The sequence below is a fragment of the SAR324 cluster bacterium genome, assembly GCA_015232315.1.
Lineage (GTDB): Bacteria > SAR324 > SAR324 > SAR324 > NAC60-12 > JADFZZ01.
Window position 1 is genome coordinate 21,218 of sequence record JADFZZ010000005.1, and the last position, 21,919, is coordinate 43,136.

14 protein-coding genes are annotated in these 21,919 nt (G+C 44.2%); 3 read left to right on the forward strand and 11 right to left on the reverse strand.

Going from position 1 to position 21,919, the window contains the following annotated elements:
* Window positions 1-64: 64 nt before the first annotated feature.
* A complete protein-coding gene (locus HQM11_05780) occupies window positions 65-2,836 on the reverse strand; it encodes a hypothetical protein (protein MBF0350519.1) in 2,772 nt (923 codons plus the stop codon).
* 331 nt (window positions 2,837-3,167) lie between these two features.
* Here HQM11_05780 and HQM11_05785 point away from each other — a divergent pair, with 331 nt between their 5' ends.
* A complete protein-coding gene (locus HQM11_05785; protein MBF0350520.1) occupies window positions 3,168-5,099 on the forward strand; it encodes a hypothetical protein in 1,932 nt (643 codons plus the stop codon).
* Here the strand turns inward: HQM11_05785 and HQM11_05790 are convergent.
* Window positions 5,096-6,232 (reverse strand): M28 family peptidase, encoded by a 1,137-nt coding sequence (locus HQM11_05790; protein ID MBF0350521.1) that lies wholly within the window; start codon window positions 6,230-6,232, stop codon window positions 5,096-5,098. The two genes, HQM11_05785 and HQM11_05790, sit on opposite strands and share 4 nt — an antisense overlap.
* Before the next feature lie 29 nt (window positions 6,233-6,261).
* Between HQM11_05790 and HQM11_05795 the strand changes: the two genes are divergently transcribed.
* Entirely contained in the window at window positions 6,262-7,698 is a 1,437-nt protein-coding gene (locus HQM11_05795; GenBank protein MBF0350522.1) for a DUF3336 domain-containing protein, read from the forward strand.
* A gap of 290 nt (window positions 7,699-7,988) precedes the next feature.
* On the forward strand, window positions 7,989-10,280 hold the full coding sequence (locus HQM11_05800; protein MBF0350523.1) for a FecR domain-containing protein: 2,292 nt from the start codon (window positions 7,989-7,991) through the stop codon (window positions 10,278-10,280).
* Between the two features lie 14 nt (window positions 10,281-10,294).
* On the opposite strand, the gene HQM11_05805 is transcribed toward HQM11_05800, so the two are convergent.
* The 9 genes from HQM11_05805 to HQM11_05845 form a co-directional block, all read right to left on the reverse strand.
* Entirely contained in the window at window positions 10,295-11,653 is a 1,359-nt protein-coding gene (locus HQM11_05805) for a glutamate--cysteine ligase (protein MBF0350524.1), read from the reverse strand.
* 131 nt (window positions 11,654-11,784) lie between these two features.
* The gene (locus tag HQM11_05810; GenBank protein ID MBF0350525.1) at window positions 11,785-14,916 is read right to left on the reverse strand and encodes an efflux RND transporter permease subunit; all 3,132 of its coding nucleotides are present in this window, start codon (window positions 14,914-14,916) and stop codon (window positions 11,785-11,787) included.
* 38 nt (window positions 14,917-14,954) lie between these two features.
* Window positions 14,955-16,064 carry an efflux RND transporter periplasmic adaptor subunit gene (locus HQM11_05815; GenBank protein MBF0350526.1) on the reverse strand — a complete coding sequence of 370 codons (1,110 nt, stop codon included), beginning with the start codon at window positions 16,062-16,064 and terminating at the stop codon, window positions 14,955-14,957.
* A 427-nt stretch (window positions 16,065-16,491) separates the two neighbouring features.
* On the reverse strand, window positions 16,492-16,920 hold the full coding sequence (locus HQM11_05820) for a F0F1 ATP synthase subunit epsilon (protein ID MBF0350527.1): 429 nt from the start codon (window positions 16,918-16,920) through the stop codon (window positions 16,492-16,494).
* A 42-nt stretch (window positions 16,921-16,962) separates the two neighbouring features.
* A complete protein-coding gene (atpD, locus tag HQM11_05825) occupies window positions 16,963-18,363 on the reverse strand; it encodes a F0F1 ATP synthase subunit beta (GenBank protein MBF0350528.1) in 1,401 nt (466 codons plus the stop codon).
* Between the two features lie 51 nt (window positions 18,364-18,414).
* A complete protein-coding gene (gene atpG / locus HQM11_05830; protein MBF0350529.1) occupies window positions 18,415-19,263 on the reverse strand; it encodes an ATP synthase F1 subunit gamma in 849 nt (282 codons plus the stop codon).
* Between the two features lie 17 nt (window positions 19,264-19,280).
* Window positions 19,281-20,792 (reverse strand): F0F1 ATP synthase subunit alpha, encoded by a 1,512-nt coding sequence (locus HQM11_05835; protein ID MBF0350530.1) that lies wholly within the window; start codon window positions 20,790-20,792, stop codon window positions 19,281-19,283.
* Between the two features lie 6 nt (window positions 20,793-20,798).
* Complete coding sequence (gene atpH / locus HQM11_05840) at window positions 20,799-21,341, reverse strand: ATP synthase F1 subunit delta (protein MBF0350531.1); 543 nt, start codon at window positions 21,339-21,341, stop codon at window positions 20,799-20,801.
* Window positions 21,338-21,916 carry an ATP synthase F0 subunit B gene (locus tag HQM11_05845; GenBank protein MBF0350532.1) on the reverse strand — a complete coding sequence of 193 codons (579 nt, stop codon included), beginning with the start codon at window positions 21,914-21,916 and terminating at the stop codon, window positions 21,338-21,340. Before HQM11_05845 ends, atpH begins: the two co-directional genes overlap by 4 nt.
* Between the last annotated feature and the right edge of the window lie 3 nt (window positions 21,917-21,919).

Sequence of the window (21,919 nt, forward strand, 5' to 3'; positions counted from 1 at the left end):
TGAAGTTATGAACGGACAAGTGAGAACTGCCGAACAGTATGAACGGCAGTTCCATTAATAAAGATTACAGTTGAAGTACACCATCAATCACGGCAGGAGCGTCTGTCAGATCAGGTTCATCTCCGATTTTAGGATCTTCCCACTCGGTGGGATCAGGCAACGTCAGTGCTTCTATGGTGAGACTCGCGCATTGGGCATCTTCCACTTTCTGCATGCGTTGTTCTTTATCCAGCCCCTTTATCAGATATTCTGTTGATTTGGTATCAGTCACAACAACGCCATCAGCCAGGCTGAATTCAGGAACCCATCGAATCTGAGCGTCAGGTTTACAGTCTGTGGATTCACCTGTTTCAAAATCAACACACTTTCCAGGGATTCCGTGAAGATTACCAAACCCCTGATATTCCAGATAGAACGTAGCGTTGGTATAGCCATTTCCTGTATGGGTGTATTTGACCTGCATGGGAGGATCAAATGTAAGAAATGTTCCTGCGGCATCTTTTAGAGAAGAATACCGGTTCCAACTATTCGGACCGGTTTCATAAACATAATAAACATCCAGCAAATTCCTTGCCTGCCATGCACAAGTATTCGTCGTGGTTACACTGGTGTTACGGGGACCAGGACGTGTCATGGTACAAGCCAGTTTATCCAGATTTGCCGTAGTTGGTTCAAATAAAATACCGCTCTGCACTCCATGCTCGTATTGATCAAAACCATCTGAAGACGCACTGGTACTGGTTGAACTGGAAGAGCGGACAATCTCTTTAGTTCCAGATTTCAGGACCATATCCGCTTTACTAAACGTATATGCGATTTTAGTTGCCTCGGCAGGGGTTTTATTATTCTGAAAACTCAAATTCACAGAAGGATCTGATCCTGGACCCATGGATGTTCCTGTAAAATATGGAGAACTGGTCGTGATTTTGTCAGGATCAGGACAGTTGTCAAAACACACCAGTGACAGATCACCTGTAAGTTCTTTGGGACTGACAACATCTTCAGAATAAAAAATCACGACTGTCGCGTCTGTTGGCGCACAGTTGTAGGACGGTCTTGAAAATGATGTTGTTGAAGTAGAGGTTGAAGTATTTTCTGTACATTGGCTAGTTTTAGTGGTTCCAGTGCCCGTTTTGAAGGTCACGGCAATGCTTCCACCCAAGGCTTGGGAAAACATTTGCAGTTCATCAAAATCCAGTTTGGATGTCGCCACATCCAGTGGACTGGCCAGAGGCTCCGGTATCCAGTTTTTTTGGTCCATTTTTGCGACTTTCTGAAGCTTGGTGCCATTCCACTTGACAATAAACTGATCGCCCGGACCTGTCGAACTGAACTCACTATAATTCAGGGGAATGCCTGTTACATCTTTCAGCGTCAACTCCTTGCGTGTCATCTTACGCAAACGGCCTCCGGCAATGAATACAGTATATTCCTCGCCAGCACTTTCTCCGTTTTCATCAAAACTGACTTTCGTCACAGTATCTCCATTTTTAAGCGTTTGGCTGTCAGGCCCTCCTGCATGAATTCCATGATAACCAACCCAGCCATGCTGTTTTTTTCCATCTGTATCTGTCACGATAATGGGAAAACCTGAATTCAGGCTCACTTGTTTTCCCGCCGAATCGTATAAACCATAGCGCCATACACTTTCTTCAAATTTGTCTCGATTGAGACAAACCTGTTTGCCCTCTACATTGTCTTTTCTGAGGAAGAGTGATTCGTTGAAGGCGATGCCGAAATCCATGGTTTCAGAAAAAGTTTCGCCATTGAAAGATGCGTTGAAGGAGGTTTTCAGAGCCCCTGAACCCGCAGTACCATCCTTGGATCGAGTAATGGCTGCCTGCTCCAGACCAGTGAAACCCATTTCTTCAGCTCCCATCTTGTTGAAAAAGCTCAAGACTACCTTTTCTCCCTGTTTCTGTGCTTTCAACAAACCTGTTCCCATTAAGGGTGCATTGGGATAGGCATTGCCTTCTTCATCTGCAGGAATCATTTTGAAATTCATGACAAATAAACCATAAGGATTGGTATCGCTGGCTCCCTCAGTGATTTTGATTTTTGCCTGAATCTGCTGCATTTCAGGCGGACCTTCCATCTCTCCTTCGGGTGGTTTTGCTCCATCAGTGGGTTTTGTACCGCCATCAGCGGGCTTTGCTCCGTCTGCGGGTTTCGCCTGTCGTTCTTTGGGACCGCCTTCTTCACCGCCGCCGCCCATATCATTGTCCTGGCTAAACCAGAAAGTGACATACTGATTGGAATTATCATCCTTGCGGATAGATTCTACCGTGAAATAGGTATAGTCCGGAGAGCTACTGCTTGAAGAGTCGCTTTGCGAACTCTGGTTGGCACTTGATGCGTCATCCTTGCTATCGGCACAGAGATTTTCATCCACTTGTGCGATATATGGCCCCTTGTTCAGCATTTCATCATAGGAAAGAAGATCAAGCATGCATAAAATATTGTTCACTGTATCCAGTGCCTGAGTAGATTTTTCTTCAACAAATACATGTGTTTTATCTGTATTATATGCCGAGTCCGCAGGAACATCAGCCGCAGATAGTCGAAATGTTCCCAGACGCAGTGGTGTTACTCTAGCCGTAGTAGTTGCATCCTTGGCATCCACTACACTGACTTTGGAAGACACTGTCAGTGCGGAAACACTACCATCATCGGCACCTCTGATTTCATCTTTTCCGGTTACACTGTCTGAGGTTGCATCACTTGATGAAGAAGTGGATGTTTTTGAATCTTCCTCTTCCGGCAGAAGACCACAACCAGTCATTATGAGAGATGCCCCGAGAAACGAGGCTATTAATGTTTTTGCCAGTTTTTTCATACATACCTCCTCATTGGTAAATTAAATCCAAAGAGATTTATTCTCAATGGATTGATCATGATGGGATTTATTCATTCATCTATTGTTACATGGACTTAACAAAATCAATGGACCCCTACTAAAAACGCAAAAAATTGCGTCAGTACCCCCCACAGATACAACAACGATCCATGTGGTTCATATGTTTTGAATTTAACGCATAGAAATTTATTTGGCAAGAGTGCTGAAAATTCATTTTTGTCGTGGGTTTCTGAAAGGTTGTGCTATGATCACAAAAATCGAGCATTATCTCGATGAAAATACCGTATGACGATGTGTAAGGTTAAAGCCCATGAGTGTGTTTTCAACAATCAGAAAATTAAACAGAAAATTTGAGACTGAATCAGACATTGATAAATTTGTGCAATATCAGATTCAGAACAGGCCACAATACGCGAACCAGAGGCTGGACCAGTTGATTCAAGCACAAGAATTCCTGGTGCTTGAAAAAATGGAAAATGCCTTTGATGGACTAAAACAAAAACAAAACATCAGCCCTGTCTTCATTGAACATATCCGGGGTATCTGTGCCAGAGGTGTTCAGGCTGTCAATGAACTTCCCCCTGAAACACGTTTCTGGATACAACTGACTGTGGCCAGCCGGAATAATTTGTATGAGTGCGCAGACATTGTGCTCAGAACTTCCCATCAAGCCCGCAAAAACATGATCCATGATCATTTTTTAAAAAAATTCGCGGCAACCTATGACGTCATCGAAATGTTGGAAAGGGATGAAAGATTGTTTGCTGAGGGGATGCCCTTTCACAAAGAGAATCTCCATGGATTGCTCAAGCAACTGGCAGAAAAAATCATCAATTATGGAGTTTTGGAACTGGATGATTCAGACGATGATGAAACTGACAAAGCCGCTATTTTGTATCATTTTATCCGCAACCACACAAAAGAGGAGATTCTGGAAAGCCTGAGTGATGATCGAGTGCTTGTGAATGCGAGTGTTGATTATTTCAGTGTGCTGAACACCTCGCCCCATGTCATGGAATTTGCCAGAGCAAGAAACTATAAGCTCAAACTGTTCCTGATTGATATCAGCACCCAGGATATGTTTGAGGGGATGGATCCCTATGATCTGGTACGTATTTTGACTGGATTGCTCGTGGTGAATACGCAGATTGATCCTGACCTTGAGGATGAACTGAGTGAGGAACCACTCACTAAAAAACTTCTGCACCAGGATACTTTCGAACTGAATGATACCCGCATGCATCTGATGCGCTTTCTGGAGCAATTGAGTCCGTTGATTATTGATGATTTGGTAAAAACGATGATGTTTGTGATTCAGAAAGTGAAGGAAGACACCTCCGACTACGAAGTGCTCAATGACATACGAGCCATTTCTGCTACGGAAAAATTCGGGATTGATCTGGATGAATTGGGAGAAAAAGTCACCAAAGGTTTCAAGGAACTCACCAATCGTGGCATGGGGGTTCTGGCTACATTTGGTGAGATGTTTCAACAATTAAAAGAAAAATATAACCATTACCAGGAGATTAAACAGCAACAGGAACCCGTTGAAGTTGTAGAAGACCAGGTAGCAGATCCGGAACCTGAAGAGGATCCGATGATACAGAAAAATCCGGAATATGAAGCCTTCGCTGAAAAACTACGGTTTGTTCAATCGGATACCATTGACTATAAAGAGGATCGGGATACACCAATCAGGCTCTACAGGGAAATTCATATCGCGTTTGGCGGCAATGAAAATGAATCATTTACCGGGCATCTTAAAAATTGTCTGTTTTGTCTATTTGACACAAAAAAACTCCCATCACTTGATGATGACCGTATCTCCAAACGTTTTCATGTGACCATACTCTCTCCATTTTCCAGAGAAAAACCGGGAAGTTTATCGGAAACATTATTTGCGGTGGGATTGACCAAAGTCACAGGCAGGGATATTTTTCATGACCAGTTGTATATACAGAATCAGGATATCGTAGAACTGGACCCTTACATCATCAAATTACGCGGAATAAAAGATGTATCCCAGGTCAATGAAATCAAACCACGTAAAGTAGTACTTGGTGATGTCACGGTACATGTTCATGCAGTGCCAATAGGTAAAAGCAGTTACCGGGAAATTTATGACCTGCTAGTCCTCCTGTTGCATCTGCTTCCTCCTGATGAATCTGGTTTTTACAGTCCATCCGCACAGTTTTGCATAACGTTTCTGAATAAACAGCTTGAAAAGCTTGGTAGTTCCTAGTGTCGCGGGTGTCTGTGCCCAACAGAAATCATGTTTCTGAGTTGTTTGTCAGCACACTGTGAATTGTTCCAGTTTTCAGGCAACTCAAGATTGATCAGCAAATGCGTCACCAGACTGATGACCGTTTCGAGTTGCTGTTCGATCCTTCCTGGAAAAGCACTTTCGATAAATGTCAGTGAATCCTTGGCGGTATGCCACAGTGTCCCCTGTTCCACTGTTTGTGTGTAGCCATCTTTTTCTCCAATATCCCAGTTCGTCGCTTCAATGGCTCCATAAGGTATTCCCACTTCATGAAAAGGTGCATGGTCACTCCATGAACCTGTTGTCCCCTTGGGATATTCTGGATTATTTCCGGGATTAGTCCTGAACTCATAACTGAGATACGCTGCAAGTGTTAAGGCCTGCTCTCTCAGGTAACCAGAATCATCACCATGCACATACAGATAATCACCTCCCGCGATCGTGTCAAAATTCAGCATACCAATAATTGACTCGCATTGCGCTGCGGACATCTGAGTCACATAGGCATGGGACCCAAGCAAACCGATTTCTTCCGCGCCAAAAAAGACAAAGACCAGCGTGTAGGGCAATACGTTGTTTTTGAGTCTGCCTGCCAATTCAATCAACGCCCCTGCGCCTGACGCATTGTCAATCGCTCCGGTTCCAACCCCGACAGAATCATAATGAGCGCCAAGAATCAGTTGATAGGATCCATTACCCTGTTTGGTCACAATAATATTATACGAGTCAGTATTCTGGTTTAAGGAACTGTTAGTCAGCTTAAATTGTTGTTGTTCAGGCTCGTAGCCCAGATTTGTCAGTTCCTGAACGATATAATTTTTTGTCGAGGCTTCTTGTTCACTTCCTGCGGTACGTTGCCCAATGGATTCGGATAAATAGCGCATCACACCCAATGTTGTTTTTCCCGCATCTGTCATGTCCACGGTTTCTATGTGAACACTGGTCTGTTTTTTTTCTGAACTGGAGGAGCCTGAATCTGAACAGCCTGTCAGACTCAGTACCATGAACAAACACAACATTGTTACAGGAAATCCGCTGACATTCTGCTGACAATTTCTCATTTGTTCATTGACAATGGGGATCAGTATTTTTATTTGATCAAGAAGGGACATCAATATTCATCTCAGGACAAAGAGGTTTCATGGTAAAATGGCCACGTATCAAATTATTGGAATATCAGTTGGGAAATGCCAGAACTTATAATGAATGGTTTGATATTGCCAAAGTACTTGATTTAAAAACGGGTGCGGCCGAATGGCAAGCAACCGATGAATCTCCGCTTTATCCCTGGAAACGGGTGAAAGAACATACAGCGCAAATCAACCAGTATCTGCAACAGAACGATCCAGGGAATCTGGCATATTTTCTTCATGAAAGTCTTTATCTCAACTGGGGAGATATCAGTAATCCGGCTTTATATCAGGAAGCACTGACAGGCACCAAACATTTGATCGAAGCCTACCTTCAGACCATCTCAAAGTCACTGGAATTTTTAAGTCAGACCTCTGTGCCCGGAATGTCAGACACTCAAAAAAACGCTTTGTATGCCCAGTCTGCGCATAACTTTGGCCGATCCGCGTTGCTCTTGAGTGGTGGTGCCGCCTGGGGAATTTATCACCTGGGCGTCGTCAAGGCCCTCTGGCTTCAGGATGTGCTTCCCAAAGTGATTTCCGGCGCAAGCATGGGCTCCTTCATCGCAAGTGTTGTCTGTGTTCGTTCAGACAAAGAAATCCAGGCCATGTATGATGCTCCTGAAATGCTGAACACAGAAGCCTTCAGAGTATTGAATGTTGCTGGAATCTGGACCAATAAATCCCTGATGGATTCTCAACAATTATTAGAATGTATCAAAAAAAATGTGGGGGAATATACGTTTGAAGAAGCATATCTTCGATCTGGAAGAGTGCTCAATATACCTGTATCGCCTGTGCGTGCAGGCCAAAAAGCAAGACTGTTGAGTTATCTGACAACACCGGATGTGATGGTCAGTCACAGCAGTCTGGCTTCCTGTGCGGTACCGGGAATATTTCCGCCGGTTTCTCTAATTGCCAAAAATATTCATGGTGAAATCAAACCCTATCTTGACGGCGAAAAATGGATTGATGGTTCCATCCATGATGATTTACCAATCCGCCGTTTATCACGCCTGCATAATGTGAATCATTCCATTGTCAGTCAGGCAAACCCGCACATCCTGCCTTTTTTATTGAGCAAGAACACAAATGGTCTCACACCGTTTGCTGTAGATCTGACCACATCGGTGATGCATGCGGCCAGCATACAGGCGGTGAAAGCATTGAACCAGCGGGTAAATCTGGCCTCCCAGAGTGCGTTGGTTCGTAAGGCTTATGGCGTGATTGATCAGAAATATACAGGTGATATCAATATCTATCCGGGGTTCAGTCCCCTGATGTATTATAAACTATTGTCCAATCCCACCCGGGAAGGCATGGAAAATTTTATTCTGGAAGGAGAACGTGCGACCTGGCCGCTGATACCCAGGATCAGAGATCAGACGTTGATCAGCCGAACTTTTGAGAAAGGTTTACGCACCATTTCCAGCCTGTCAAAGGAGTGATTTTTCCCTGAAAAGAACAGAATTATTTTCAGATATTCAAATTTGAACATAAACCAACAATCGACCAACAGGTTCTATCAACATAGAGCTGACAACTACAAACCACATTCCGTGAAAGACTACATTCCAGGAAGGTAAATGGTAGAACAACCAGACAAACACAAACCTCTTTTGCAATATTGACTATGATAAAATTTTGTTTTCCTCCCCTGATATTGATCCTTGGCTTAATCCTGTATCAGAGTAATCTTTATGCCCAATATCCAGGCCTTTTGCACCATCAGGGACAAATGGTCATGGTTGATGATGGTGAACTCATTGAGATGACTCCCCAAGACTGGAATCTGAAAAAACCGGTACGAATTCTGCCGAAAGACAACAAGGAAACACAATCAGAAAAAATCCCCTATCATCCTGTAAATCCAGCCGAATTAAACCGTGCATTCCTGGTGTCAGCAATTTCTGATCGCCAGATTTGGGTGCTGACAAATGGCTCGGTTTTTACCAAAGATCCTGCGACACGACGATCTGTTTATAACGTGGAAGGTGTGGCACATTTACTGATCAACGGTGATGAATCAAACTCTGCCCTGAATATCACACTCAATGGAATCTCAATGCAGATCAACCATGCACATTTATTCATAAACGGGATGTATGAACCGGTTCAATGGAGTGTTGCTGAGGGGGAAGTGCTTATTGAGGACGTTGATCAATATTTGTCACACGAAGAGGTCCGTCGCCTTGAACAGGATTCCCGACTGATGCCCGGTGAAACGACACTGAGAATCAAAAAAGGGGAGTCCCTCCAGTTCGTTCAGGAAAAAATGATGCTCGGTCCTCAAGTGAATCTGGTAACAGACTCCGTCTATAAAAACGCGAGCATTCCGGGATTTGAAGCACCGGGTCCCTATGTGTCGGCTGGATTTGTGGAGGCGGATCCTGTGAATCTGAAAATTAATCGCAACTCACAGGTTTCAATACTTCCAGGAAACAGGATTCCTGTTTTTGAAGGCGACGTAATCACAACCGTCTCCGGACAAACGGCCACCTTATCCCTTATTTCTTCGGATCAAATCATGATTGGAGAAAACAGCCAGTTCAGCCTACGGGAACTCCAGTTGGATTCGGAAAATAAATCAGGTTTTCTGGGGAAAATAAATCCCTTTGGTTCGCAAAAACAATACCGGTTTCTTGGTTCCCTGTTGGGAAAAATGCGTGCGATCATTAGTCCCAGAGGCCGACCCGGAATGGTCAAAGTCAAGACGCCTACAGCGACCATCGGTGTGAAAGGTACCGACTTTGAGGTCACTGGAACTGATGCGGAATCTGAAGTTTTGACCGTGGAAGGCCTTGTGAGTGTTTCTGATTCTCAAGGTTTGGGGGAGGTGGATGTAGAACCTGGAATGATGACCACAGTTAAACCCGGCCTGGAACCCGCAAAGCCTACGCCCATTCCTTTGGACAGATTAAAATTGCTGAATCCTGAGCTTTTTCGGGAATTGCATGGTCCTGATGAAACCACGCCTGAAGCTCCTGAAATTAAAACCGGTAAATCGGTTGAAGTCAAAGCCCAGTTACCTCAAGCCTTTATCGCGCCGATTACTTTTGTGGGTATTTTCAGTTATGAAGAAAAAAAACTGCTGGCCGAGACCTTCGCGGGGGAGCTTGCACACCATTATGAAATCATGAAACCTTCTCATTTCTGGAGTGCTCACCGTGTTGCCAATAAAACACTGGACCGGAGTGTTTGTGTCACAGAACGTTGTTATCGGAAAACACTGGAACAACTGAATATTTCATATCTCTTTCGCTTCATGATTGTGCGTACAGGAACCGCCACCCGCCTCAATGTCACATTGCTGGATTATAACCGGGTATATACCAGTTATTGTGAGTTTTGTGCCCCTGAAGCATGGACAACGCTCATTAAATCGCTGGTGAAACAAATTACAGGCGATGTAACGGAGGCTTCTTTCACCATCAAAACGACAGACGATCCTTCTGCCAGAAAACACAAATTAACGATGGTGTTTTCCGGTATTCAGGGAACCTTAAACAGTGAGACATCCGAAATTGCCGCTGAGATGAGCGCAACAGCCAGTTCCGTTTCTTTAGATTATCTCTATCGCACTCCTTCAGGCATTGTCATTGGATTCTGGAGTACGAGGGAACAGGGATCTTTGCGGCAGGTGCTGGAAAGCGGGGAAATTGCGGGAGGTGATCCATCATTGATGTATTCACAGGACGTTGGCGGACTTTCTTTGGGCTACAGCTTTAATCCTGGAAATGCCAGCATCATTTTCCAATTGGTCGGGGGACAAGGCCAAACCGTCTTTTTTCAGCAGAGTGATCATGGTGATTTATGGCAGTTGAATGGAACAACCCAGCTTGGTGGATTAGAAATTCCCGTATATTTTGATATCGGTGGCCTTGTTCTTGGGTTCAAACTGGGAGGCTACAATACGATCACAACTTTTGAGACACAGACACAAACGTCAAAGCCCTCTGAGGATCAAAATACCGATCAAGTCGTCATGAGTTATGCCAAAGCCGGCCTTCTGATCGGTTTTTCATTTTAATACACGAACTCACATTATTGGGCTGAATTCTGGAACTCTGATTCTTCCAGTTCCTGATCCAGCCATTTCCAGACATCATTGGTTCGATGATACTGTTCAAGCACATAGTCCGCCGGAGCTTTCCCTTGTTTGGTATATTTTTCAAAAAAGGGTAACAACCACTTTTCTTCGGAACTGCCCAGATGTTCAAGGACAATTTCCATCATTTTCCAGATTAATTTTTTAAAATTCAGCCAGTTGACTTCCGTATCCATTCCATGTTCCACACCAGCCTTTTGATACAGCCCATAATCCTCTTCGGGTAAATCCATCAACAGTTTTTCAATTTTCGTAAAAACCTGTTCATTATACACAACACAAGTGGTTAATGCTGGAATGGCCATGATGTCTTGAGGTCTGAGCGAATCCATGCACCGGATTTCCAAAATTTTCTTAATCCGTATTTCAGGAAAAACCATGCCGAGATGCTGTTCCCAATCATTCATATCCGGTTCAATCGGGCTGTTTTCTTCAAAAAATTTTCCGAAGGGAATATGTGTCATGGGTTTCAATTCTCCATTTCTAACCAGAAAATAAGGAGAAGCACGTAAAACCCAATCAATATATTTTTGCAGTTTGAACGACTTTTTTACAAATTCAGTGGGCAGTCCCGCCCGTTGGTTGTCTGTATCCAGCCAGATACGTCCCCGAAACGATTTGTAACCATTCGGTTGGCCTTTCAATAAGGGACTGTTGGCAAAAATCACATTCAGGAAAGGAGCCAGTCGATTGAGCATGATAAATTTGCGTTCCAGATCTTCCACTGAAAAATAATCGAGGCTCACCTGAGTGCCCGATGTGCCTTTCATCATCCACTGGCCATGTCCGCCAACGGTCGCCATATAGGGATACATGATATGGTACCGCTGTTTATCCAGCAGAGGCATTTCTGCCAGAGTGAACACAGGATGCACTCCCTGAAACAATATTTTTCCGTCATGCTGAACAACGGCGGAGTGTAGTGCTTTCAGGTATTGAGTCATCGCAATATGCACTTCTGTCAGATTTTTTCTCGGGGCATCGGATAACTCAAACTGTCCTCCGGGCTCAATCGTCAGACTTTGACTCGTCTGATCCCGAAGGCCAATCACATGAGTTCCATCATAAATTTTTTCCCAGGGATTTTCTTTCGTTGAAATCTCAGAACAAAACGACTCCATAATGGGCAACATGCCTTCATGTTCAAGAACTGGAAGCGGTCGGTATTTACGGGGTGGTTTGGAGGGCAATAAAATAAATTTTTCGTATTCCAATCCAATGAGTGGTGTCTTTCCTTTTTGAATTTTGGACGCAATTACGTCCAGAAAATAATCTCGAAGATCTGATTTTTGCATAAAAGCAAAGGATCCATTGCCTGAAAAGAGGAGGTTGAGATATTCACGATGACTGATCGGAACGTTGATTGTAGTTTAAAATCGCTCTCGGAAAATTGTATCAACAATTCAGGAGCGTACACCAGCACAAATTATTTTCTGAATATTTTTTTCGAAAGCCAGTTTTTTAGTCCATCCAGAGTTGAATAAAGAACCGGGACCACAAACAACGTGAGGAATGTGGCCACTGATAATCCATAAATAATCGCATTGGCCATCGGTTTCCAGAAAGTGCTGCTTTCCGCGCCAAAAACTGCGATTGGCCATCGGTAAAAATTAAGATCCATGCCAATCGCGACAGGCACCAATCCAAGAACCGTAGTGATCGCGGTGAGCATCACAGGGCGCATCCGTGCCATGCCGGCCAGAGCGATCGCTTCATCACGGGGAATTCCACGACGGGTCAATTGCTGGATAAAATCAATCAGAACAATGGCGTTATTGACCACAATTCCCGCGAGCGAGACAACGCCGATTCCTGCCATCATCACACTGAAGGGCACATCATGAATCATGAGTCCCATAAAAACGCCCATCAATGACAGAATGACGGAACTGAGAATGATCAAGGGCACCATCAACGAATTGAATTGCATGGTAAGGATGATGTAGATGAAAAAAATGGCAATAAAAAAACTCTGTATGAGAAAACGCTGGGTTTCATCCCTGTCTGTATTCTCACCTGTAAATTTAAGCGTGTAAGTCTTGGGAAGTTCAAAATCCACCAAAGCTTTCTGAACGCTCTGCAACACAACCGCTCCAGGCAAGCCTTCAGCATTTGCGGACACGGTCAAAACCCGGTCAAGATCCACATGTCGGATAGAACCAAAGGCGGGACCTGTCCGGATATCAGCCAATTCGCTCAGAGGAATTCCTTTCCCGGTCGGTGTATAGATATACAGATTTTCAAGGTTCTGAATATCCTGTCGAAATTCCTCATCCAATTGCACCACAATGTCATATTCATCCTTACCATCCCTGAAGACAGACACTTTTCGACCATTGAACGCTGTTCGAACAGTCATTGCCAGATCCATGGCTCTCAGCCCCAGTCTACCGGCTTTTTCACGGTCAATTTCCACTCTCACTTCCGGGCGACTCTGATCAAAATCGTCTCTCAGGTCAACCAGTCCCGGTAAATCCTTGATTTTTTGTTTGATGCCTTCAGCAATTTTTTTCATTACCTTGAAATCTTCGCCTCTGATTTCAATATTGACTGGCGGTTGCTGAGGCGGTCCCATCTGGTTTTTACTGACCCTGACTTCTGCGCCGGTGATTCCGTTCAATGATTCACGGAGCTTTAAAATCACATCAGACGGACGAAGATTCCAATGTTGCCAGTCTGGAAACTCAATAACAACATGACTGAGAAACGTGGTGGAGGACCCCGCATCCTGAGCACCAAAACCTCGACGCTGACCAACATTAGCCACGCTTGCATTCATGCTGTCGCGGTAGCTTTCAATAGAATGCTCGACCTGATTGACAACCGAATCAGAAAAATCCAGCGTACTGCCCATTGGTGCCGTGATGTTGATCACCGCTTCATTGGGTTCTGTGACCGGAAAAAACTCAACACCACGCCGTTTTAAAGTGGTACTGGCATAAGCCCCGATCATGGTAAAAAACAGTATTATGGTAAGAAGCAGAGTTGATACTCTAAATCGTAGACATACGTTTAAAGCCACACGATACCATCTTAAAAATCGTGAATGTTCCAGAATCTGAATTTCATCCGCATGGTCATGCGCGTCTTTGGGAATTTTCATCATGGTTGAGCATAGCACCGGATTGATGAGCAATCCCACTACCAGTGAACACGTCAATGCGACAATCAGGGTTTTAGGCAGAAATGACATGAATTCCCCCACAATCCCCGGCATACTCATCATGGGCGCAAAGGCCGCCAGTGTGGTTAACGTAGAAGTCACAATGGGTACCGAAACTTCATTGATACCGATCAACGCAGACTCCAGACGAGGTTTGCCAGATTGAAGATGGCGATAAATATTTTCTACAACAACAATCGCATTGTCCACCAGCATTCCCAACGCCAGAATAAGACTGAACAACACCATCATGTTGAGGGTGAACCCCATCCGGTCCAGAATGACCATAGTCATCAGAAATGAAAGAGGAATCGCCACCGCAACAAATAATGAATTGCGGACCCCCATCACCACTAGCAGTACTACGAACACAAGAATAAATCCGGAGATGATGTTATTTTCCAGATCTGTCACCAGACGTTTGATCCAGTTGCCTTGATCAGAAAGAATTTTCAATCGAACCTGTTTGTCGTATTCTTCCTGTTTCCGATCCACCATGCTTCTGATTTCATCTCTGATAGCCAGCAGGTTAGCGCCACTTCTCTTGACCACACTGAGAGAAACAGATTCCACTTGATCCAGACGGGAACGACTGACGACTTCCTTGAAGCCAAACACAACATGCGCAATATCTTTCACCAGCACCGGTACTTGTCCAGTGGAACTGACAAGTGCGTTTTCCACGCCTTCCGGAGTTTCAAATTCACCGGGAACCCGAATGAGAAATTTCATAGGTCCCATCGTGATGGTTCCACCGGGGATATTGGTATTTTCCATCTCAATGGCGTGTGTCAACTGACTCATATCCAGCCGGTAGTGTCTCAATTTTTCAGGGTTGGCATAAACCCTGATTTCACGTTCCAATCCTCCCACACGCCGTACTTCAAGGATTCCGGGAATGGTCTCAATCTGATCCTTCAATTCTTCCGCAACCTCCTTCAACCGATAAAGACCAATTTCCCCGGATAAATTGATGATCATCATGGGTTGTTCTGATAGTTTGATTTCATTCACCATGGGATCTTCAGCTTCTTCCGGCAGTTCCGGTTTCACTTTATCCAGAGCCTCCTTCACCTTGGTTCGAGCGGCGCTGACATCAAAATCCGGATTAAATTCCAGTGTGATGGTGGCCGCGCCTTCTGTCGATGTTGAATTGATTTTTTTCAGATTTTCCAGTCCTTGAAATTCGACCTCAACTTTACGGGTGATCAGGGATTCCACATCTTCCGGGGACGCACCTGGAAAGGGAATGACGACAATCAGCAGGGGAATCTGGATATCCGGACTGGATTCTCTGGGCAGGCCGGCATAAGATATCATCCCCAAAATGGCGATCATGGCTGTGAACAGATAGACAGATGCCGGATTTTTAATAGCGATTTGACTGATTTTCATAGTTTTTCAATGATGGAATATTGGGGCAAATAGTTTTGTTAAAGTGCGGGTTGTTGTATCAGATTCCGAACATTCACCAAAGATTTATCACTCAATTCATGCTGTCCTTTGACAACCAGCCAATCGCCAAATTTAAGCCCCTCCATGATCCGGACATATTCCTGATGGCTTTCACCAAGTTTGATTTTTCGTTCAACCACTTTTTCATTGTCAAACACAAAAACAGCTTTCCCATTTTCACGTTCCAGAATGGTATGACGCGGAATAACCAGTTGATTCTGATATTCATTGAGCATGATGTTCACTTTAGCAAGCATACCCGAACGCAATTCACCCTTCACGTTGGGAATTGAAATTTCAATGGGAAAGCCCCTGTTTGTGGAATCGGCCTCAATGCCAAGCTTGGTGATTTGTCCTTCAAAATTCTTTTCCTGAACATAAAGTGAAACGTCCACTTTCTGATTTAACTTTATAAAAACAATGTCCTGTTCCTGAACATAAATCATGATTTTAAGTTGCTGCATGTCAAGAATTTCAGCAATCATCTGGCCTTTATTGACAAACTCGCCCTTTTCCACATGCCGGCTTTTAACGATTCCTTTCAAGGGCGAGACCAGAACTGACTTGGCAAGTTCCAATTGCGAGAGTTGAAGTAATTGTTTTGCTGTCTGAAATTGATGATACATCTGATCTCTCTGTGAGGGTGCCACCAGTTTTTTTTCAAACAGTTTCTGATCTCTTTCATAATTGGATTTGGCCAGATCAAGATCAGACTTTGCCAGTTCAACTCTCAATTCCAGCTCATGAGTCGAAATATGGACCAGATCCTGATTCTGCTCCACATGAATTCCTTCTTCAAAGCTCACACTCTCGACTGTTCCCTCACGTTCGGATCTCAGTGTGATCCGCTTATTGGGAAACAACTCTCCGACAAATGATTTATAAATCTTAAATTTCTGGGGAGTCAATTGCATGATTTCCACATTGGAACTGCGCTGTTGTTTTTCCTGTTCCTTTTCCTTGTTATTCACTGTTTGCGCTTTTTCGTCTCTGGTCACCTCATCAGCAGGCTTGTCTGATTCACAGCCTGAGACTATGACAGACAAAATCGTCAAAACTATCCAGAAATACGTGAGATACTCTTTCATACTTTTCCTGAGTTAAAGAGTTGCAGACGAAACAGTTCGGTTAGGGCTCGTGCGTAAATAACCTTTATAGTTTGAGAGATTCAGTCCTGATCATGTCCACAGGGGATATGGGACGAGATCCCTCCTGACGACACCATAGTGTAAATCTTATTCTTGCACGAGCCCTTAGTCCCAAAAACAAACAACGTGATAATTTCCGAACTCTGTTCTGCCAAAGAGGATAAATAGTGAATAATTCAGAATCATCTTTCACAAGATCCATACAAGAAAGTATTTTCTTTCACAAGATTCACAGACAATCAAAAAATCAACTTGTGTGTCTGGATATATGGATCAACGAGACGTTTAACTCAACCTGATAGTAAATACGTTGAATTTATGGAGAAATAAGGGCGGGGTACAGGGTACCTGCAGGCACCCTGTTTGATTATTGATAGCGCGCGGCTTGTTGCCGGACTAGTGCACGTTTGAGTTTTGCCTCAAATTTATCCATGCGTTTGAGCTCATCATCACCGGCCGAATGGGAATGAATCAATTCAGTCAGAACTTGAACCGCTTTCTTTTCAGCGGTCTGGGCTCTGGTTGTATCAATTTCACTGGCAGGTTCTGCCAGTTGAGCCAGAACTGTGACACGGTTTCCTTCAACTTGTGCATAACCCCAGTGAATGGCAATAGCCTGCGTTTTTCCATTGTCCTGATAAGTCAGAACTCCGGAATTCAGCGTTGTCAGCAACGGAATATGCTCAGGAAGGATCCCCAACTCACCAATACTACCTGGAAGAGTCACAGAAGTGGTTGTGGTTTGAAGAATCCTTTTTTGAGGTGTCACAATTTCCAATTGTAATTGGTTTGCCATTTAATATCCTCAAGATGAAATTACAGAAAAGATTGCTCAGGCTTATGCCATTTCTTTTGCTTTTTCAATAGCTTGTTCAATGGTTCCAACCATATAAAAAGCCTGTTCAGGCAAATTGTCATGTTTACCTTCCAGGATTTCTTTGAACGCTCGAACAGTGTCTTTGACATCTACATATTGCCCGGACTTTCCAGTAAAAATTTCTGCCACAAAAAATGGCTGGGATAAAAATCTCTGGATTTTTCTGGCGCGTGCGACCACCGCCTTGTCTTCTTCGGAAAGTTCATCCATCCCCAGAATCGCGATAATGTCCTGCAAACCTTTATATCGTTGCAGGATCTGCTGAACATTTCTGGCCACAGTATAATGTTCGTCACCAACCACATCCGCCGTAAGAATTCGAGAGGTTGAATCGAGTGGATCCACAGCAGGATAAATTCCCAACTCTGAAATTTGTCGGGAAAGAACAACGGTTGCGTCCAGATGGGAAAATGTTGTTGCTGGAGCAGGGTCAGTCAAGTCATCCGCTGGTACATAAACAGCCTGAACAGAGGTGATGGATCCTTTTTTGGTGGTGGTGATCCGTTCCTGCAATTCACCCATTTCTGTGGAAAGCGTTGGCTGATAACCTACCGCGGAAGGAATCCGTCCCAAAAGAGCGGAAACCTCAGAACCGGCCTGGGTAAAACGGAAAATATTGTCAATGAACATCAACACGTCTGAACCTTCTTCATCACGGAAATACTCAGCGACACTGAGTCCGGTCAACGCTACACGAGCACGAGCTCCAGGCGGTTCGTTCATTTGGCCGTACACCAGACTGGTTTTATCAAGAACGCCTGATTCTTTCATTTCATTCCACAGGTCATTCCCTTCACGGGTTCGTTCACCAACACCAGCAAACACAGAAAAACCTCCATGTTCAGCGGCGATATTCCGGATCAATTCCATAATGACCACGGTTTTGCCCACACCAGCACCACCAAATAAACCAATTTTTCCACCCTTGGAAAACGGGCAGAGCAAATCCAGAACTTTAATTCCAGTCACAAACATTTGTTGTGATGTGACTTGTTCCTCAAAAGCTGGAGCGTCTCGGTGAATAGGATATCTTTTTTCGTGCGTGACAGGCCCCAATTCATCAACGGGTTCTCCGATCACATTAATAATTCGGCCTAAAACACCGGGACCAACTGGAACACTGATAGGTTCACCAAGATCCCCAACTTTCATTCCACGGGCCAATCCATCGGTTGATCCCATTGAAACGGTCCGAACAGTACTTTCTCCAAGATGCTGCTGAACTTCACAAATGAGGCGTGTGTCTTTGCCGTCAATCTGATAGTTGATTTCAAGAGCATTATAAATGGCGGGCAATTGACCTGATTCAAATTCCACATCCACAACGGGTCCCATGACCTGGATAATCTTGCCTGTATTCATTCCTAGCCTCTTGTATACAAGTTATGATGAAGATTGCAGAGAAAGTTAAAGTTACAGACTTTCTGCACCACTGATGATTTCAATAAGTTCTTTAGTGATCGCGGCCTGACGAGAACGATTGTAGAACAATTGCAGTTTTCCAATCATTTCAGCAGCGTTTTTCGTTGCTGAATCCATGGCCATCATGCGTGCCGCATGTTCTCCTGCGATTGTATCAAGCCATGCCACAAAAATCTGGTTTTCCACATATTTTTTCAGGAGGGTATCCAGAATTTCGGCAAGAGATGGTTCAAAGACTGTTTCCCGTTCATCCTGAAGTTCATCTGCCGGGGGCATGATGGGAAGCAGTTCGGTGATCACAGGTTTTTGTGTGACAGTGCTGACAAAATGGTTATACGCCAGCACCACCCGGTCAATCTGCTGATTTTCAAACGCATTCAGACAATCGTTGAAAATATCCTGAACAACAGAGTACTGATCTGCTGGAGAAATTCCCATAAAGGTTTTTTTGAAAGTTCCTTGTTTGCGGAAATAATCACGTCCCTTGCGTCCGATGACATAAAACTGATAGTCCGTTAATCTCTCTTGCTGAAGATAGCCGGCGAGATTCTTGCACAAATTGACGTTATATCCTCCACACAATCCACGGTCTGAAGTGATCAGAATAATCGCTGTTCGGTTTCCTTCAGCCTTTCGAAACAAAGGATGGGTCTCTTCACTGAAGTTAGAACTCAAGGTAGAAACCACTTGTCGCATTTTCTGAGAATACGGCAGTGCCGCATGGATGGCATTTTCCGCACGCTTCAATTTAGCGGCAGACACCATCTTCATGGCACTTGTCGTTTTCTGCGTGCTTTTTACACTCGATATACGAGTTCGAATTTCTTTTAAACTAGGCATCGGCGTCCACCCAATAATTAGTTAGGCTGAAAAGTTTTGCAGAAATTTTCCAAAATGCCTTTCAGCTTTTTGATTGAGTTATCATCAAGTTTCTGATCCTTGATGATTTGGCTGCGTAACTGTGATTCCTGCGAGGTCATTACTGTCAGAAATTCTTTTTCAAATTTTTTCACAGCACTGACAGGATATGTATCAAGGTAGCCATTGATCGCTGAAAAAATAGCGAGAACCTGATCCACCCATGCCAATGGACTGAATTGTGGTTGTTTCAACATTTCCACAAGACGTTGTCCCCGTGCAAGCTGTTGCTGGGTTGATTTATCCAGATCACTACCAAATTGAGCGAAGGCTTCTTTTTCACGGTATTGTGCCAGATCAAGTCGCAGAGTCCCCGCAACCTGTTTCATGGCTTTTACCTGAGCCGCGCCACCTACTCGTGAGACTGACAACCCTACGTTGATCGCAGGTCGCACACCAGCATTGAACAGTTCCGATCCCAAAAAGATTTGTCCGTCTGTGATAGAGATCACATTGGTTGGAATATAAGCGGAAACGTCACCGGCCTGTGTTTCAATAATGGGCAGAGCTGTTAATGAGCCAGTGCCATAATTTTCATTGAGTTTGCAGGCACGTTCGAGCAAGCGACTGTGAAGATAAAACACGTCACCGGGATAGGCTTCCCGTCCTGGAGGGCGTCGCAGCAACAGTGACAATTGTCGGTATGCTACCGCTTGTTTTGACAAGTCATCATAAATACAGAGAACATGTTTCCCTTTATCTCTGAAATACTCACCCATGCTGCACCCTGAATAAGGTGCAAGGAATTGAAGTGGTGCTGGTTCAGAGGCGGTTGCCGCAACAACAATGGTATACTCCATTGCACCCGAATCTTCCAATTTTTGGACGATGTGCGCCATGGTGGATCGCTTCTGTCCGATTCCCACATAAATACAAATCATATCCCCACCCTTCTGGTTTATGATTGCGTCAATCGCAATCGCTGTTTTTCCAGTCTGGCGGTCTCCAATAATCAATTCGCGCTGTCCACGTCCTACAGGAACCATCGCGTCAATCGCTTTTAAACCTGTCAACATCGGTTCATGAACAGATTTTCGCGCAACAATTCCCGGAGCAATGACTTCAATTTGTCGGGTGGCCGTTGCGTTAATCGCGCCTTTTCCGTCAATAGGTTTTCCTAGTGGGTCCACCACTCTGCCCAGCAAAGCTTCACCAACGGGAACTTCCGCGATACGTTCTGTTCGTTTAACCATGTCACCTTCTTTAATGTCATGGTCGCCACCGAAAATAACAACGCCAACGTTATCTTCTTCCAGGTTGAGGGCCATACCAATGATACCGTGTGGGAATTCCACCAGTTCTCCAGCAACCACATGGTCCAGACCGTAAACTCTCGCGATACCATCGCCTACCTGTAAGACAGTCCCGACTTCAGTTGTAGTAGGGGTTTTGTCAAAACTCTGAATCTGCTTTTTGATAATTTCACTGATTTCTTCAGCTCGGATTTTCATGGTCAATTAACCTCTGCTAATAGATTGTCGAACACTGTTTAACTGGTTTCGAATGCTTCCATCAATGATGACGGAGCCTAAACGGGTAACCACTCCACCAATAATGGAAGGGTCAGTTTTCTGAACAACACTGACAGTTTTTCCGGAATAACGCGACAATTGCGATTCCAGTTCTTTCAGAGCGGATTTGGACAATTCTTCAGCAACTGTGACTTCTGCTTCCAATCGTCCAAGTTTCTCCATCACCAGACGGGAGAATGCGGATTGAATGTCGGGGAGTAATACAATACGGCGTTTGCTTAAGAGATATTGAACAAAATTTTGTACCACCGCATTGATTTTTTGTTTTTTCATCACATCAACCAGAATCTGGTTTTTGATCTGAGTGCTGATTTTAGTGTCAATCATGACATGTTGAAGTTCTGTGGATTCACCATAGATCTGAGCAATCTCTGTCAGGGCGTTCCCCAGTTCTTCTAATTCTTTTTCGGTATCAACAAGACTGACTAAAGCCTTGGCATATCGTTTGGCTACGACGAACTGGCTCACTTGTGGTCTCCGGTTTGAGTGATGTGGTTCACATACTGGTTAACTAAATTTTTATGACTGGTTGAAGTGATCTGATTTTTAATTTTTGTTTCGGCCAATTCAACAAATTGTTGCGCAACCATTTCCTTGAGTTGTTGCTCCGCAATTTTGTATTCCTGCTGTATAGTGAACTGGGCGTGTTCCCTGATTTTTTGAGCAACAAGCACCCCATCTGCAATGATTTTATTTTTTTCTACTTCCGCATCCGCACGTGCTCTCACAACCATGGCTTCTGTTTCTTTTTGCATGTTTGCGATTTTATCACGAAATGCATTCATGTCCCGTATGATTTGTTCTTTAGCTTGACGGGCATCCTCCAGTTCTTTCTTTGCGCTTTCTGAAGACGATCGCAACGCATTGACAATGGGCTTTTTAGCAAAATAGTGAAGAATGATCAGCAACCCGACAAAATTCACTACTTTCCAGACAAAATCCAGTGGTGACGGGGCATGTCCACCTTCTTCTGCAGCAAACACCAGTGTGCTCTGGATGATCGTCAATAAACCTGTTCCCAGAAAAAAAGATTTAATCTTCATGTG

What these genes read in the sequence shown, in the direction of transcription:
- HQM11_05780 (MBF0350519.1), bottom strand. Translation starts at nt 2,836, where the DNA reads ATGAAAAAACTGGCAAAAACATTAATAGCCTCGTTTCTCGGGGCATCT.
- HQM11_05785 (MBF0350520.1), top strand. Translation starts at nt 3,168, where the DNA reads ATGAGTGTGTTTTCAACAATCAGAAAATTAAACAGAAAATTTGAGACT.
- HQM11_05790 (MBF0350521.1), bottom strand. Translation starts at nt 6,232, where the DNA reads ATGTCCCTTCTTGATCAAATAAAAATACTGATCCCCATTGTCAATGAA.
- HQM11_05795 (MBF0350522.1), top strand. Translation starts at nt 6,262, where the DNA reads ATGGTAAAATGGCCACGTATCAAATTATTGGAATATCAGTTGGGAAAT.
- HQM11_05800 (MBF0350523.1), top strand. Translation starts at nt 7,989, where the DNA reads ATGGTCATGGTTGATGATGGTGAACTCATTGAGATGACTCCCCAAGAC.
- HQM11_05805 (MBF0350524.1), bottom strand. Translation starts at nt 11,653, where the DNA reads ATGCAAAAATCAGATCTTCGAGATTATTTTCTGGACGTAATTGCGTCC.
- HQM11_05810 (MBF0350525.1), bottom strand. Translation starts at nt 14,916, where the DNA reads ATGAAAATCAGTCAAATCGCTATTAAAAATCCGGCATCTGTCTATCTG.
- HQM11_05815 (MBF0350526.1), bottom strand. Translation starts at nt 16,064, where the DNA reads ATGAAAGAGTATCTCACGTATTTCTGGATAGTTTTGACGATTTTGTCT.
- HQM11_05820 (MBF0350527.1), bottom strand. Translation starts at nt 16,920, where the DNA reads ATGGCAAACCAATTACAATTGGAAATTGTGACACCTCAAAAAAGGATT.
- atpD (MBF0350528.1), bottom strand. Translation starts at nt 18,363, where the DNA reads ATGAATACAGGCAAGATTATCCAGGTCATGGGACCCGTTGTGGATGTG.
- atpG (MBF0350529.1), bottom strand. Translation starts at nt 19,263, where the DNA reads ATGCCTAGTTTAAAAGAAATTCGAACTCGTATATCGAGTGTAAAAAGC.
- HQM11_05835 (MBF0350530.1), bottom strand. Translation starts at nt 20,792, where the DNA reads ATGAAAATCCGAGCTGAAGAAATCAGTGAAATTATCAAAAAGCAGATT.
- HQM11_05845 (MBF0350532.1), bottom strand. Translation starts at nt 21,916, where the DNA reads ATGAAGATTAAATCTTTTTTTCTGGGAACAGGTTTATTGACGATCATC.